Origin of the sequence: Eubacterium sp. F2 (assembly GCF_046244355.1) — a bacterium.
Lineage (GTDB): Bacteria > Bacillota > Clostridia > Peptostreptococcales > Anaerovoracaceae > Aminicella.
In genome coordinates, this window is record NZ_CP176393.1 from 844,034 (window position 1) to 859,092 (window position 15,059).

Sequence of the window (15,059 nt, forward strand, 5' to 3'; positions counted from 1 at the left end):
TATTAAATGACGAGATCATCAGGCTGCAGAAGCATAACAATGTAGACCCGATGAAATACCTTCCGGGCATGGAAGTCCTGGACAAGTCCACGATTCTGGACGATGTGCTGGAAGCGCGGAAGAACTATGATTACAGTAAATACACCGCAAGAGATGTCCGCCGCGCGCTGGACCATAACTCCTGCTCGCCGGAAGATCTGGCAGCGCTGCTTTCACCGGCAGCACAGCCGTTCCTGGAAGAAATGGCAGAAAAAGCCCAGAAAGAGACGAGAAAGCATTTTGGTAATTCCATCTGCATGTTTACGCCGATTTATATCGCCAATTACTGCGAGAACTTCTGCATCTACTGCGGATTTAACTGTCATAATAAGATCAAGAGAGCCAAGCTGGATGATGAGGGCATCCATCAGGAAATGGCCGCCATCGCAAAGTCCGGCCTTCAGGAAATTCTGATTCTGACCGGCGAAAGCCGCAGAATGTCGGATGTGAAGTACATCGGCCGCGCCTGCGAGATTGCGCGTGAGTATTTCCGCGTTGTCGGCGTGGAGGTTTATCCGATGAATTCCGATGAGTACGCCTATCTGCACCAGTGCGGCGCGGACTATGTCACCGTGTTCCAGGAAACCTATAACCCGGATAAGTACAAGCAGCTGCATCTGGCCGGCAACAAGAGAATTTTCCCATACCGCGTCTGTGCTCAGGAAAGAGCGCTGATGGGCGGCATGAGAGGTGTCGGATTCGCGGCACTTCTGGGCCTGGACGACTTCCGCAAGGATGCCTATGCAACCGCCATGCACGCCTACTACATCCAGCGCAAGTATCCGCGCGCCGAGATTTCCTTCTCCTGTCCGCGCCTGCGCCCGATCATCAACAACGATAAGATCAACCCGATGGACGTTCACGAGGCACAGCTGCTTCAGGTCGTCTGCGCTTACCGCCTGTTCATGCCGTTTGCCAGCATCACAATTTCCACAAGAGAGCGCCCGGAAGTCAGAGACAACCTGATCAAGATCTGCTGCACCAAGACCGGCGTCGGCGAGCATTCCGACAAGGTCAAGGAGAAGGGCGACGATCAGTTCGAGACCGACGACCGCCGCAGCTTCCAGGAAGTCTACGACGCCATCGGAAATCAGGGCCTGCAGCCAGTCATGGCCGACTACATCTACGTATAAAAGCAGAGAGCCGAGGCCTTTATGAATACGCAAAACACACCTTTCAACCATACCATTTTCGTGACGAACCGGCATCTGCCGGTTCGTCCCTTTCTTTCACAGATTGACCGGATCTGCCAGCTTCAGCCCTGGGCCATCGTCCTGCGGGAGAAGGACCTTCCTGAAGAGGAATACATTAATCTGGCAAAAAGTGTCCTGGCAAGATGCGCACAGCGCCAGGTGCCCTGCATTTTGCACAGCTTTCTGCCGGCGCTGGAAGCCCTGGGCGCCGGCGCAGATACTGGAAATATCGATGCCGGGAAAGTAAACGACGGCAGCAAAAGCGTCAATAAAGAGAATGGATGCATACAGAATATATCCAGCAGTCAAATAACTCCGGCCGGCATCCACCTGCCGCTTTTCCGTCTGCGGGAACTTGCGGAAAAGGGCCGGCAGATACCGGATAACTTTTTGACCGGCTGTTCCGTGCATTCCCCGGAAGATGCCGTCGAAGCAGAGCAGCTCGGTGCAGCATATCTTTTTGCCGGCCATGTTTATGCGACCGACTGCAAGAAAGGCCTCCCGCCAAGGGGCCTCGGATTTCTCCGGGATGTCTGCGAATCCGTTTCCATTCCGGTGTATGCAATCGGCGGAATGCGGATAGAAGGCGCGTTCCCGGCGTGCCGTCCGGATCCGGTGCAGAAGAGAGAAATTGCAGAATGCGGGGCGGCAGGCATGGCCGTGATGTCAGGGGGAATGAGGCTGTAATCGCTGCCTTCCGGATCACCCGGCCGCTATATAAAAAATCAATGGGATAGGAAATACCAAAATGGCTATAATAGATAAGATGATCTGATGAAGACAAAATGACGTTTTCATTTGCATTAATGGGATTTTATTTGTTAATGGGTTACACCAACTCCTCCCTGTACAGCGACGGATGGCAGGTTTGGAGTAACGCAGGACTGCCGTACATCGACAAGAATGGAAACACCGTTCACTACGACTCCGCGACCAAGACAGTCACAGCCTACACCGCTTCCAAATAGTGGGGAAACAATCCGTATGGACCGGTGAACTTCATCGATCCGCTTGAAAATTGCACATCTGAGAGCCTCGTCCTTTTGGGCGGGGCTCTTTTTCTGTTCCCAGAGGACAAAATTCTGCCGCGCAAGGGGACACCGGCATCCGCGGCCGCCCGTCCGGTAATCTCTGCATCCGCTTCCTGCCGGCGGAAACTGGAAGAAAAACCCAAAATATGTGTTATAGACACATATTTGAATACAATATAGGCGTATTTGTGTATGTACACAAAATAAAACGAAATAATTTTACTTTATAATATAAAAAAGCTTGACTATACACAATCTTTTTGGTATATTGTTGGCATAGAAAACAAGTGCATAAGGATTAATGCACAGATTGTTTTATGGATTGATGAATTGCGGATGAGAAATTAAGAATCCGCAGGAAAGGATGGATTGATTATGGAGACTAAGAAGATGGATAGTTTGTATGAAGGTTATGATTATCAGGAGCCGGAAGAGTGGGTACGCCTCGGAGCTATGTAATTGCCCGCACGGTAATTGATGATTATGGTAGTTGATTGGTAGACGCCTGACCGTATGAATATTGATGGATTCATACGATCAGGCGTCTTTTTGTGTTTTTATGTTATTGTGTTATACAACTGCTGATCGAAAGAGGGCGGGGATGAGTATGTAAGTATACTGTATACTCGAATTCTGGACGTATTCTGGGAAGCGTTTTCATCTGCGGCAGAGAAAAAGGCACTGCCGCCCGGTGTACATCCGAGATTGGGGCGGCAGTGCCTTTCAAAAGGTTAAGAAGGAAGAAGAATCAGTATCCCATAAAGATGTCTGTCTTTACGTTTCCGGAATCAATGCCGAGGGAAGTCAGTCTCTCTGTAAATGCGGTGTTCATTCCCGGGGAACCGGCAACCAGGTATTCGGCATCGTCACCTGCATCACCGGCAAAGCCGTCAGTCATGCAGGTGAATTCTTCACGGGTGGTCAGGAAGTTCAGCTCGATGTCCGGAAGCTTTTCCTTCAGTTCTTTCCAGAAGTCTTCATAAGCGTATTCTCCGCGGTCATCGGAATACAGAAGGGTGATCTGATGACCCTTGATCGGATGCTCCATATAGCTTCTGAGAAGCGACCGGATCGGGGTAATGCCGATGCCGCCGGCGATGATCAGCGTTTTCGCGTAGTCTTCTGCATCCAGGGTGAAGTTTCCGAGCGGGGTTGCAACCATAATGATGTCTCCCGGCTGGATTTTATTCAGAAGAATGTCTTTGAATCCGGAATGGAGCTCCGTGATTCTCGTGGTGAACATCAGGAATCCGTCTTCCGGAGCGGATGCGATGGTGAATACTCGGGAATCTTTTTCGCCTTCCGGAACTTTATAGTCTTTCAGCTTCCAGAGAACATGCTGACCGGCTTTCCAGCTGAAGCCCTCCGGAATGTCCATGATGAAGCTGTATGTATCACTCGTTTCTTTCTTGATTTCTTTAACTTTTGCCTCGTAAAATTTCATATCAAACCTCCAGAATGAACTTTCTGTAACGAATTTGCATACTTCTTTCTAAACTTTCAGTCTCTTATCCTGCCCATAAGGGTTTAGAAAGGACATCTGTGTCTATGATCCGCTGTGTTGTACAACATTCTGTACAACGATTACTAATATTATAACCCATTTCGCTGGGTTTAACACACTTCATTCATGTTGAATGCGTGAATTTTTCTTAACTCGGGCGTATTTACGTGAACTGCTGCGCAGACTTTGGTATAATGTAGCGGATATTGTCACGCAGGAAGAGAATCGGAGGCAGATCCGGCGCAGGAAATGTCATTCAGTGAGATAAAGATGTTCTGGATGGCGCGGAATAAACTGCAGATTTACGGATTGTTGAACTTCTGTTTATGAATTCCTGTGCAGAAGCGAGTATCATAGACATTTAATCCTGATAAATGGAAGGAGAAAAATATGATTGCAATAATCCAGTCCATTGTCTTCGGCATCGTTGAGGGAATCACCGAGTGGCTTCCGATTTCGAGCACAGGACATATGATTCTGCTGAATTCCATCTGGCCGATGCAGGTCAGATCGTCATTCTACGATATGTACCTGGTCGTGATCCAGCTGGGCGCGATTCTCGCCGTTGTCGTGACCTTCTGGCATCAGATCTGGCCGTTTTCGACGAATAAAGAGGAGCATTACCTGAGGAAAGATGTCTGGTCGATGTGGTTCAAGGTCATCGTGGCCTGCATTCCGGCCGTTATTGTCGGGCTGAAGTGGGACGATGCGATTGAGGCCCATTTCTATAATTACCTCTGCGTCGCCATCATGCTGATCATCATCGGTGTCATGTTCATCCTCGCAGAGAACCACAATGCGCACACACGTCCGATCGTCCGCAGCATTGACCGCCTGACCTACCGCGCGGCTTTTGTCATCGGCATGTTCCAGCTGGTTGCGGCGGTATTCCCGGGAACTTCCCGCTCCGGAGCCACTATTCTCGGCGCACTCCTTATCGGTGTCGACCGTAAAACCGCGGCAGAATTCACCTTCTACCTGGCTGTTCCGGTCATGTTCGGCGCCAGCCTGCTGAAGCTGGCAAAATACGGATTTGCCTTCCAGGGCAATGAGCTGGCGGTCCTGATCGTGGGCATGGTCGTCGCATTCATTGTGTCCATGCTGATCATCCGTTTCCTGATGAACTACATTAAAAAGCACGATTTCAAGGTTTTCGGCTGGTACAGAATCATCCTGGGAGTGATCGTCCTGATTTACTTCAAGGCTCTGGCATAAGGAATCGCGTTCTGCGGGAAGCTTTTGATTAAAGATCCTGCAGACGGGTAGTAAATAACTGAACAATGAAAGTTAACGTACGCATAAGAGTGAGATTTTCATCCTGTGCGTACGATTTGTTTTCTTGCGGGGTGGCTTTTGTCCGAAAGGGGAGGAAGGTCCGCTGACGCTGGAGTGCCGCGTCGTCTTCCGCCAGAAGCAGGAGCTGGAGCTGATCGATAAGAAATTCGCGGATTTCTACCCGCAGGACGTCGGCAGCGAGGCCTGCGGCGCCAACAAGGATGCGCATATCGCGTATTACGGCGAGATCGTCAACGCGTATATTCTGTAGTTTTCAATGCCCGTCGGGAGTGGTATTCAGCCATTTCCCGGCGGGATTTCTGCGTTTCAGGGCATCGGCCCCTGGCCGGGAGAGTTTTGTCGACAAAAAAGAAATGCGCAAGAAGCTATAAAATGTGGTACAGACAACGGAAACTGCTCCCGCCTCACCCTATAATAAAAACACAGTTAAGGAATTGGTAATAACAAGGAATTGATAGGAATATTGAAGGGAGCAGAACGATGGGAAAGAAAATTACGGAGAGAGTAACATGGGTCGGCAAGGTTGACTGGGAGCTGAAGCACTTCCACGGCGATGAGTTTTCAACGGACAAGGGGTCCAGCTATAATGCGTATCTGGTCAGAGGCGATGAGAAGACGGCGCTGATCGATACGGTCTGGCAGCCGTATGACACGGAGTTCGTTGCGCGCCTGAAGGAAGAGATCGACCTGAAGGACATCGATTACATCGTCATGAACCATAATGAGATTGACCACAGCGGTTCTCTGCCGGAACTGATGCGCGAGATGCCGGAGGGGACGCCGATTTACTGCACCAAGAAGGGTGAGGCGATCATCCGCGGACACTATCATACGGACTGGAACTTCGTCAATGTGAAGACCAGAGACTCACTGGATCTGGGCGGAACGACGCTGACCTTCGTGGAGGCGCCGATGCTGCACTGGCCGGACACCATGTTTACGTATATGTCCGGGGACAATATTCTGTTCAGCAATGACGGATTCGGACAGCACTATGCGACGGAATCTCTGTACGATGACACGGTTGACCGCTCTGCGCTCATGTATCAGGCTGAGAAATACTACGCAAACATCCTGAATCTCTACAGCCCGATGGTCACAAAGAAGATTAAAGAGATTCTGGCGATGAATCTGCCGCTTTCCATGATCTGCCCGAGCCACGGCGTCATCTGGAAGAATGATCCAGAGGGCATTATCAAGCAGTACCTTGCCTGGGCAGACAAATATCAGGAGAACCAGATCACGCTGGTTTACGATACTATGTGGAATTCCACAAGAACAATGGCTGAGGCGATTGCGGACGGCATCCGCGAGGCGGACCCTTCTGTCCGTGTAAAGCTGATGAACGCGGCAAAGGACGATAAGAATGATATCCTGACAGAGGTCTTCCAGTCCAAGGCTGTTCTGGTCGGCTCCCCGACAATCAATTACGCCTTTTCCTACGCGATCGGCGGAATTCTGGAGATGATGAAGGGCCTCAAGTTTAAGAATAAGAAGGCTGCGGCATTCGGAAGCTACGGATGGAGCGGAGATGCGGTAAAGCAGATCAGCGAAGCGCTGAAGGGCGCAGGATTCGAAGTTGTTGATGACGGCCTGAAGAAGCTGTGGGTTCCGGACCAGCAGGCGATTGAAGAGTGCCGCGAGTACGGAAAGCAGTTCGTGAAGGAAATTGCGGAGTAATGTATCGATATAAATATAATGCGATGGTGAATTGACCATAATGCAGTTATTTATATAATATTCAATGTTCTATCAACAGAAAAGGGGCAGGATTTTGCGGAATCCTGCCCCTTTTTCTGTTGTTTGCCCGTTAGACGACAACAAGGTTCCCGGGCACCCACCCGACGCTTTAGGGTCGTGATATGCTCCCCTTATGAGAGACAGTGAAAAAACAAAACACGGTTGTACTCATGAAGGGAGTATTCTATGAGTAGAAAAGGTAAAAAAATTTCCGAGGAAATCAAACTAAAATATGCCAGGCAAATTTCTGAAGGAAAAATGACTCGTAAAGGAGCAGCCAGAGAACTTGGTATTGATAGTCGCTCTGTCAGCGAATGGGTTCTCCGCTATCAGGAACAAGGAGAAATGGATTTCCTTGATACCGGCCATAACAGAGTTTATCCGCCGGAACTCAAACTCAAAGCAGTGACCAGCTATCTGAACGGTGAAGGCTCACAACGGGAAATTTCGGCACGATACGGTTTGAGAGCACGCACTCAACTACATAAATGGATAAAGATGTATAATAACGGCATAGACTTCACACGAAAGATGTCAGGAGGAAGCCGTATGACTACATCACGAAAGACAAGTAAAAATGAGCGCGTTAATATTGCCAAAGAATGTCTGGCAAATGGGAAGAATTATGGCGAAACAGCCATGAAATATGGCGTCAGTTACCAACAGGTGTATGCCTGGGTCAAACGATATACGGAACTTGGAGAAGCAGGTCTTGAGGATCGACGCGGCAGACGCAAAGCCGATCAGCAGCCGCGCAGTGAGATTGAAACGTTGAAGATCAAGCTGGCGCAGACGGAGCAGGAACTGTACATGACGAAGATGGAGCGTGATCTGTTAAAAAAAGTAAGGGAGCTGGAGAGAAAAGAACGCTTTCACAAGTAAGGCAGTCCCATCTCTACAGCTCCATAAAATACTGCACAAAAAAATACGGATATCCGGTTGAATCATGCTGCTCCATCCTTCATGTAGCAAGATCTGCTTACTACAAATGGCTCAGAGGTGACACGGGCAAACGGATCAGAGAAAATGAACGGATTGCAGGAATCATGGAAGATATCCATAACGATGATCCGTCCAAGGGCTACCGCCGAATCAGCGATGATCTTGACCGATATCATGGCATTCACATTAATGACAAGCGAGCACTGCGTATCTGCAGGGCAAAGGACATTAAATCTACGATCAAGTACTGTAATCATGGGTGTACACGACAAGCCAGTCACCCACAGTATATTGCAGATAATATCCTTAACCGCATGTTCACTGCTGATGCTCCGAATCAGAAGTGGCTGACGGATGTAACGGAGTTTAAATGGTATGAAGGCATCGTTGTGCACAAAGTGTATCTGAGTGCCATTCTGGATCTTTTTGACAGACGGATTGTGTCCTATGTAATCAGAGATAACAACAATAATTCGCTGGTATTCGACACTTTTGATAAGGCCATTTCTGAGAATCCAGGTGCACACCCATTATGCCACAGTGACCGTGGATTCCAGTACACGAACAGAGCATTCCATAAAAAACTTGAAGATGCCGGCATGACGCAGAGTATGTCCAGAGTTGCAAGGTGTATCGACAATGGTCCGATGGAAGGCTTCTGGGGAATTCTCAAGCGCGAACGATATTATGGCAGACGGTTCAAAAGCCGGGAAGAGCTGGTGACAATGATTGAAGACTACATCAGCTACTACAATAACCGAAGACTTCAGAGACGGCTCGGTGTTGTAACTCCGATGGAAAAACATCGGGCGTACCTGCGAGCCGCATAATGGAATTTTACAAAAAATGGAAAGAATGACCAGTAACCGGATGGCCACTGGTCAAAAATATTATGTTTTTTCACTGTCCTCTTGACGGGGAGCAGTTCATTCAGCGTCGTGGAAGGGTGGGGTTCTTATTTTCCCAGCTTATGCCGTGCTTCCCGCAGGGAAATTCCGTGTTCTCTTGCATAGGCTGCGGCGTCATCATATCCGATTTTCCTGCGCCGGATACCGCGGCGGCTGTCCGTGCTGGTTTTCACGGTCACGCCGTTTTCTTTTGTTTCTTCTGTCCGGCTCAGGACGGCGCGCTGGAAGTAATGCATGCGCACACCGATGGTGGTCGTAAGACGCAGGATCAGATCCGTCATTCTGCCTGCGTCTTCCGGCCGGCAGATACAGGAAAATTTCACGGCCGGCCGGCTCTTTTTCATGACGATCGGCGTGTGGTAAACGTCCAGCGCGCCTTCTTCCAGCAGCCGGTCCATTGCGAAACCGAGTTCTTCGCCGGTCATGTCGTCGATATTTGCGGACAGTTCTGCGACGACATCCCGCTGGTAGTTTTCAAGCTCTGCGAGATCGGTGATCTGACCGGAAAGGTCGGTCATGATGCCGTAAGGGGCAAGGTCTGCGTGACGGCAGACAATGGAGCGGCCGGTATCATTGCCGGCTTTTGAAGAAGCGGAATCTGCGTCTGAAGATGCAGGACCCGCAGACTGGCTGCCGGAAGATTTTCCGCTGCTGATGCCTTCGCCGGATGTTTCCGCACCGCTGCCGCCTGCGGAATGCGCCAGGCCGATCAGGCTGCGGTCGATTTCGTCGCCCAGGAAGACCCGGATGCCATTGGCTTTTCCCGGGAATTCCTTGCTGCCGATGCCGATCCCGGTCTGGCGGACCTGCATCGGCGGCTGCGGCCCGAAGGCGTCGGCGAACTGCGTCAGCAGGGCAGCGCCGGTCGGGGTGCAGAGCTCGCCGTTGGTACCGTCGCTGTAGCTGACGCCGGCCTTCAGGATCTCTGCCGTGGCCGGTGCCGGAACCGGCAGAATACCATGTGCGCAGTGCACGTGGCCAGATCCGGTGTTAATTGGAGAAACCACGATGCGGTCCGGGTGAATCGCGGAAATCAGCAGACAGTTTCCGACTACGTCTGCCACAGCGTCCAGTGCACCGACCTCGTGGAAATGCACTTCCGTAACTGTCGTTCCGTGGACTTTTGACTCTGCGGCGGCGATGCGCTGATAAACCTGAAGGGCCTCCTGTTTTACCGCTTCTGGAATATCCAGCCCCTTGATGATCGCGGCGATGTCCGCCATACTGTGGTGGGCGTGATGATGGGCGTGGCCGCCGTGTTCGTATTCATGCCCGGTATGGCTGTGTGCATGTGTGTGCGTGTGCTCATGGGTGTGGCCGCCGTGTTCGTGGTCGTGGCCATGCAGCTGGTCATGGTCGTGCAGGTGCTCGTGTCCGTGGTCGTGCATTTGCTCGTGATCATGCTGCAGGCCGGCGCTTTCCGCAGCAGAGTGCGTGTGCACGGCGTCCGCAGAACCGCCGGCGTCTTCCTCATGCCCGTGGACCAGCACACGCATGTGCGTTCCGGTGATGCCGCAGCTTTCCGCTTTTTCCGGCTGAAATTCAACGCCCGGGATCTGCAGATTCTGCAGCGCATCCAGTGTGAGGTCCGGCGCGATTTCTGAAAGTGCGCCCATCAGCATGTCGCCGGCAGCGCCCATGCCGCATTCAATATATAAGGTTTTCATCGATTTGATGCCTCCTTAAGGTGAACCCGCCTGCCGCCCGGATCTGAAGCCAGAAGGCGCGTCAGGCAGGATAGATCAACAGAAATTTCCGTTTGGATTTCCTTTGTCCTGTGCAGGTGAAAGGCAGAACACAGCCTGCATTAACGCAGCAGACATGCGTTACTCAGCGGTTTTCCGAATGATGTTTCGGGCCGGCGTGATTGATCATGCTGGCCGTGTACGCCGCGCCGAATCCGTTGTCGATGTTGACGACAGAGACCCCGCTTGCGCAGGAATTCAGCATGGACAGAAGCGCCGTGACGCCGCCGAATGCCGTACCGTAGCCGACACTGGTCGGAACCGCGATGACCGGGCAGTCCGCCAGTCCGCCGATTACACTGGCCAGGGCGCCTTCCATTCCCGCAATTGCGATGATGACGCTGGCGCTCATGATTTCATCGGTGCAGCTCAGCAGCCGGTGGATTCCGGAAACCCCGACATCGTACAGCCGGCAGACCGAATTCCCCAGAGCCTCAGCCGTAACCGCCGCTTCTTCCGCAACCGGAATGTCACTCGTTCCGCCCGTTGCAATCAGGATGGTTCCGTTTCCTGTCGGCTTCGGGATTCTTCCCACGATTGCCGCGCGGGCGTCCTCGTAATATTTAAACGGAATATCCTTGGTGAATTTTTCCGCGGCCTCACTGCTCATGCGCGTGATGAGAACGGTTTTCTGCCCGTCATCCCAGAGCTGGTGGGCGATGATGTCGATCTGCTCTGGCGTTTTGCCCGCGCCGTAGACCACTTCACTGATGCCCTGCCGCAGTCCTCTGTGGCTGTCCAGCCGGGCGATGCCGATGTCGTGGAAGGGTTTTTGTTTCAGCTTCAGCAGCGCGTCATCCACCGACGCAGAGCCGTCCGCAACCTGGCGCAGCAGTGTTTTTACTTCATTTTCGTTCATATTACTTACTCTTTCTTCCCCGGAAATCCAGCGCCAGCTCCGGGAAATACGGATGCAGGGCCGTTTCGATTTCTGCTTTCTTCTCAACGGCCTTCGCGAACTGTTCTTTCGGCAGCTGAATCAGGCCGGTTTCTCCTCTTTTGCGGACGCGGAGGTCAGAAAAGCCCAGCTTGCGGAGCGCATCCTCTGCGTGTTCCACGGCGCTCAGTTTTTCCTGGGTGATTTCTTCTCCTGTCGGGATTCTGGTGGCCAGGCAGGCGTTGGACGGCTTGTTCCAGGTAAAGAGGCCGGCAGCCCGTGATGCCTTGCGGATGTCTGCTTTTGTCATGCCGCAGAGCTGGAGCGGGGAGAGGACGTGCATCTCCTGCAGGGCCTTTACGCCCGGGCGGTCGGATGGATCGTCGGATGCGTTGGTTCCGTCGATGATTGTTGTATAGCCATCGTCCGCGGCCATCTGCGTGATGGTTCCGAACACCAGATTCTTGCAGTAATAGCAGCGGTTCCACGGATTGTCGGTGACTTCCTTATGGGAAAGGACGTCCGCCTCGATGACGGTCAGACGGTCCTCTGCGCCGATGTCCCTTGCGACGCGTTTTGCGTCTTCATACTCAAAATCCGCCTGGAAGGGGCCGTGTACGTAGTAGGCGCGGATGTCTGCGCCTGCCTTTACGGCCGCGTAAAACAGGTAAGACGAATCGACGCCTCCGGAAAATCCCAGGGCAATCTTCGGATGCTGCTTGAAAAATTCAGTTAAGTTCATATCTCTTCTCCTTAATCCCTTTTTTGTATACAGTAATTCTACCATAAGAAGAAGGCTATGGTGAAGGGGTCTCTGTGATTCTGTTTTAATCAGAAGGCCGGTGAACAGGGTCATTGCTGTGTGTATTTATGCACAGAGGACACACAATTGCGGCGCGAAATCAGCTATGATATACTCACAGGACAGGAATAATGTCGTATAATGTATGCAGAAGGTTCATGGAGGATAATGGTATGCATATTCCAGATGGATATATTGCGCCGCAGGTCACGATTCCGGCGCTGGCAGCGATGCTTCCGGTGTGGAAGACATCACTGACAAAAGTGAAGAAAAAGGTCGGGGAGAAAAATCTTCCGACTCTGGCGCTGGGTGCGGCGTTTTCTTTTACGATTATGATGATGAACGTCCCGGTTGCGGGCGGAAGTTCGGCCCATGCGGTGGGCGCGGTCCTGATCGCGGTGCTGCTGGGCCCCTGGGCGGCGGTGGCTGCCGTGTCGGCGGCGCTTCTGATCCAGGCACTGTTTTTTGGAGATGGCGGGATTCTTGCTTACGGATTGAATTGTCTGAATATGGCGGTGGTGATGCCTTTCATCGGTTACGCGGTATACCGGGCCTTTTCCAAAGGGAGCCGGCCGGGTTCGCGGCGCAGCATTCTCAGCGCGGCAGCCGGGGGATACATCGGGATCAACGCCGCGGCGCTGCTGGCGGCAGTGGAGTTCGGTATTCAGCCGGCCTTGTTCCATACGGCATCCGGGGCGGCGCTCTACTGCCCTTACCCACTGTCCGTGTCGGTCCCGGCCATGATGGCGGCACACCTTCTGGCGGCAGGCCCGCTGGAAGCCGTCATTACCGGCGCGGCATCGGCCTATGTCGCCAAGGCGGCGCCGGACATGTTCCTGCAGAATCAGAAGGCGATGTCCGCTGAGCTGAGCCTGCAGGCGGAAGCAGCATCTTTCGGTGAGTCTGATCAGTCAGGCCAGACAAAAAAGTTCTGGGCAAGGTATAAGGCGCTTCTGATTCCGCTGATCGTGCTGATCGCCCTGACCCCGCTGGGTCTCCTGACCAGGGGAACGGCCTGGGGAGAATGGGGAACGGATGAAATTAAAAAGGCCGTCGGCTACGTGCCTTCCGGAATGCAGAAAATGGCGGAGTTCTGGAAATCCCTGATGCCGGACTACTCCATTCCGGTTCTCGGAAGCCGGGGCGGCTATATTGCTGCGGCGGTCGTCGGAATCGGGCTGATTTTCTTGCTCGTATTCCTTTTGTCGCAGGCGGCAAAACACGGAAGGAATGAGAAGGACAGGAATGAAGCGTAACACAGTGGAAGGAAACAGCAGGATTGTCGGACGGGGATTTCTGGCGCGAACGCTGATGAGGTTCTCGGAGCTGTTTGAAAATGAATTGTATAACAACCGCTATGCCGCCATGGACGGCCTCTGGCAGATGATCGACGCGCGGATGAAAATTCTCGCGTCGCTTCTGTTTATTATCATCGCGAATGGAAGCAGGAATTTTGTGGTATTAATTGGCATAGGACTTGCGGCGGCGGTATATGCGGGGGCCTCCCGGCTGAATATGCGGGATTATCTGCGCCGGGTGTGGCTCTATCTGCCCCTTCTGGTGTTTCTGCTGACGCTTCCGGGGGTGTCAAACTGGATGATTAAGGGAAGGCCGGTCGTTGCGTTCGGGCCGGTGTATTTCACGGCGGAAGGCCTGGAAACTGCCGCAAGGGCGGCGCTGAGGACGGGGGATTCGCTGTCCTTAGCCTTTCTGCTGCTGGCGGCGACCCGCTGGACGGATCTGATGGACGGCCTGTCGCGGATGCATCTTCCGGACGGATTTATCGCGATTCTGAACATGGCCTACCGCTATATTTTTCTGATGGCATCGGCCGGAACGGAGATGATGCAGGCCAGATATCTGCGTACAGTCGGAAAAATCTCTGCTCGGGAGAACCGCCGCTACGTGGGCGGAGCCTTCGGGCAGCTCTTCGTGAAGGTCCGGCGCATCAGTGAAGAGGTCTATCAGGCCATGGTTCTGCGCGGCTATCAGGGGTCCTTCCCGTCGCTGTCCCGGCGGAAGTTGAGGATGCTGGACTGGATGTTTATGGTCGTGAATGCAGTTATCCTTGGCATACTGTTTACAGGAGGATATATTTTTGAGTGAAATTTTTCATTTGAAACATGTGGCGTTTGCCTATCCGGCGGCGGAGCCAGTATTTCGGGATCTGTGTCTGTCGGTCTCTGCGGGAGAGCGGATCGCGGTTCTCGGGGTGAACGGATGTGGAAAGTCGACGCTGCTGAAGATGCTGGCCGGACTGATTGCGCCGGGGCAGGGCAGGATGGAGGCCTTCGGAAAGCCGGTGCATCTGGACCGGATGAAGCGGAAAGAGGCGGAAGAGTATCATCAGAAGGTCGGGTATGTATTCCAGGATTCTGATGTGCAGCTCTTCTGCGGAAGTGTCCGGGAAGAACTGGCTTTCGGACCGCTGCAGAAGGGGGAACCGGCGAAACAGGTAATGGAGCAGGTGCAGGAGCTTTCTGAGGAGCTCGGCATTGCGAAACTGCTGGATAAGGCGCCCTTTCATTTAAGCGGCGGGGAGAAGAAGAAGGTCGCGATTGCGAGCGCGCTGATTCTGCAGCCGGAAGTCCTGATTCTGGATGAACCGACCAATAATCTGGATCCGCGCTCCCAGACCTGGCTTCTGAAGGTTCTGCGGCGCCTTTCGGGGGAAGGGAAGACCCTGATTTTTGCGACCCACGCGCTGGATCTGGTTCCGCATATCGCAGACCGGGCCGTGCTTTTTGACGAGGCCCATACGATCTGCGCAGACCGGCCGGTGAAGGAAATGCTGGAGGATAAGGAACTGCTCCGCGGAGTCAACCTGGTCGATGCCCATTTCCATACCCATCCCTGGGATTTTGAGTAGATGAAAGAAACAAAATCAACAATCCAGGGCGCAGCGCATGGAAAAATGGTGTAAAATCAGAAACAGTGATGGATTCGCGTCTGCTCAGGCTTCAGCCGGGCAGCGCGTTTATG

The 15,059-nt window shown here is 52.6% G+C and carries 14 protein-coding genes and 1 pseudogene; 11 read left to right on the forward strand and 4 right to left on the reverse strand.

What is annotated here, in order from left to right:
• Positions 1 to 50 precede the first annotated feature (50 nt).
• The 3 genes from thiH to ACI77B_RS03455 all read left to right on the forward strand — a co-directional run bounded on the left by thiH (position 51) and on the right by ACI77B_RS03455 (position 2,200).
• Positions 51 to 1,172 (forward strand): 2-iminoacetate synthase ThiH, encoded by a 1,122-nt coding sequence (thiH, locus tag ACI77B_RS03445; protein WP_409337691.1) that lies wholly within the window; start codon positions 51 to 53, stop codon positions 1,170 to 1,172.
• 21 nt (positions 1,173 to 1,193) lie between these two features.
• Complete coding sequence (locus ACI77B_RS03450) at positions 1,194 to 1,919, forward strand: thiamine phosphate synthase (RefSeq protein WP_409337386.1); 726 nt, start codon at positions 1,194 to 1,196, stop codon at positions 1,917 to 1,919.
• Positions 1,920 to 2,056: 137 nt separating this feature from the next.
• Positions 2,057 to 2,200, forward strand: coding sequence for a hypothetical protein (locus ACI77B_RS03455; protein WP_409337387.1), 144 nt, complete (start codon positions 2,057 to 2,059; stop codon positions 2,198 to 2,200).
• 811 nt (positions 2,201 to 3,011) lie between these two features.
• Here the strand turns inward: ACI77B_RS03455 and ACI77B_RS03460 are convergent.
• Complete coding sequence (locus tag ACI77B_RS03460) at positions 3,012 to 3,707, reverse strand: ferredoxin--NADP reductase (protein WP_409337388.1); 696 nt, start codon at positions 3,705 to 3,707, stop codon at positions 3,012 to 3,014.
• A gap of 450 nt (positions 3,708 to 4,157) precedes the next feature.
• Between ACI77B_RS03460 and ACI77B_RS03465 the strand changes: the two genes are divergently transcribed.
• The 5 genes and pseudogenes from ACI77B_RS03465 to ACI77B_RS03485 form a co-directional block, all read left to right on the forward strand.
• Complete coding sequence (locus ACI77B_RS03465) at positions 4,158 to 4,982, forward strand: undecaprenyl-diphosphate phosphatase (RefSeq protein WP_409337389.1); 825 nt, start codon at positions 4,158 to 4,160, stop codon at positions 4,980 to 4,982.
• A 124-nt stretch (positions 4,983 to 5,106) separates the two neighbouring features.
• Positions 5,107 to 5,313, forward strand: coding sequence for a hypothetical protein (locus tag ACI77B_RS03470; protein WP_409337390.1), 207 nt, complete (start codon positions 5,107 to 5,109; stop codon positions 5,311 to 5,313).
• A gap of 230 nt (positions 5,314 to 5,543) precedes the next feature.
• Positions 5,544 to 6,743 (forward strand): anaerobic nitric oxide reductase flavorubredoxin, encoded by a 1,200-nt coding sequence (locus ACI77B_RS03475; RefSeq protein ID WP_409337391.1) that lies wholly within the window; start codon positions 5,544 to 5,546, stop codon positions 6,741 to 6,743.
• A 246-nt stretch (positions 6,744 to 6,989) separates the two neighbouring features.
• On the forward strand, positions 6,990 to 7,685 hold the full coding sequence (locus ACI77B_RS03480) for a helix-turn-helix domain-containing protein (protein WP_409337335.1): 696 nt from the start codon (positions 6,990 to 6,992) through the stop codon (positions 7,683 to 7,685).
• Positions 7,686 to 7,702: 17 nt separating this feature from the next.
• A pseudogene (locus ACI77B_RS03485) lies at positions 7,703 to 8,575 on the forward strand (IS3 family transposase); the annotation flags it as partial.
• Between the two features lie 125 nt (positions 8,576 to 8,700).
• Here the strand turns inward: ACI77B_RS03485 and ACI77B_RS03490 are convergent.
• From ACI77B_RS03490 to larE, 3 genes are all read right to left on the reverse strand, one after another.
• Positions 8,701 to 10,320, reverse strand: coding sequence for a LarC family nickel insertion protein (locus ACI77B_RS03490; RefSeq protein ID WP_409337392.1), 1,620 nt, complete (start codon positions 10,318 to 10,320; stop codon positions 8,701 to 8,703).
• Between the two features lie 163 nt (positions 10,321 to 10,483).
• Complete coding sequence (gene larB, locus ACI77B_RS03495) at positions 10,484 to 11,257, reverse strand: nickel pincer cofactor biosynthesis protein LarB (RefSeq protein WP_409337393.1); 774 nt, start codon at positions 11,255 to 11,257, stop codon at positions 10,484 to 10,486.
• A 1-nt stretch (position 11,258) separates the two neighbouring features.
• Positions 11,259 to 12,017, reverse strand: coding sequence for an ATP-dependent sacrificial sulfur transferase LarE (gene larE, locus ACI77B_RS03500; RefSeq protein ID WP_409337394.1), 759 nt, complete (start codon positions 12,015 to 12,017; stop codon positions 11,259 to 11,261).
• A 233-nt stretch (positions 12,018 to 12,250) separates the two neighbouring features.
• Here larE and cbiM point away from each other — a divergent pair, with 233 nt between their 5' ends.
• The 3 genes from cbiM to ACI77B_RS03515 are packed head-to-tail and all read left to right on the forward strand — an operon-like array spanning position 12,251 to position 14,946.
• A complete protein-coding gene (cbiM, locus tag ACI77B_RS03505; RefSeq protein WP_409337395.1) occupies positions 12,251 to 13,333 on the forward strand; it encodes a cobalt transporter CbiM in 1,083 nt (360 codons plus the stop codon).
• Positions 13,323 to 14,183: a cobalt ECF transporter T component CbiQ gene (gene cbiQ / locus ACI77B_RS03510; protein WP_409337396.1), complete on the forward strand. Its 861-nt coding sequence runs from the start codon at positions 13,323 to 13,325 to the stop codon at positions 14,181 to 14,183. Before cbiM ends, cbiQ begins: the two co-directional genes overlap by 11 nt.
• Positions 14,176 to 14,946: an energy-coupling factor ABC transporter ATP-binding protein gene (locus ACI77B_RS03515; protein WP_409337397.1), complete on the forward strand. Its 771-nt coding sequence runs from the start codon at positions 14,176 to 14,178 to the stop codon at positions 14,944 to 14,946. The genes cbiQ and ACI77B_RS03515 overlap by 8 nt, the downstream gene beginning before the upstream one ends.
• The last annotated feature ends 113 nt before the right edge of the window (positions 14,947 to 15,059 follow it).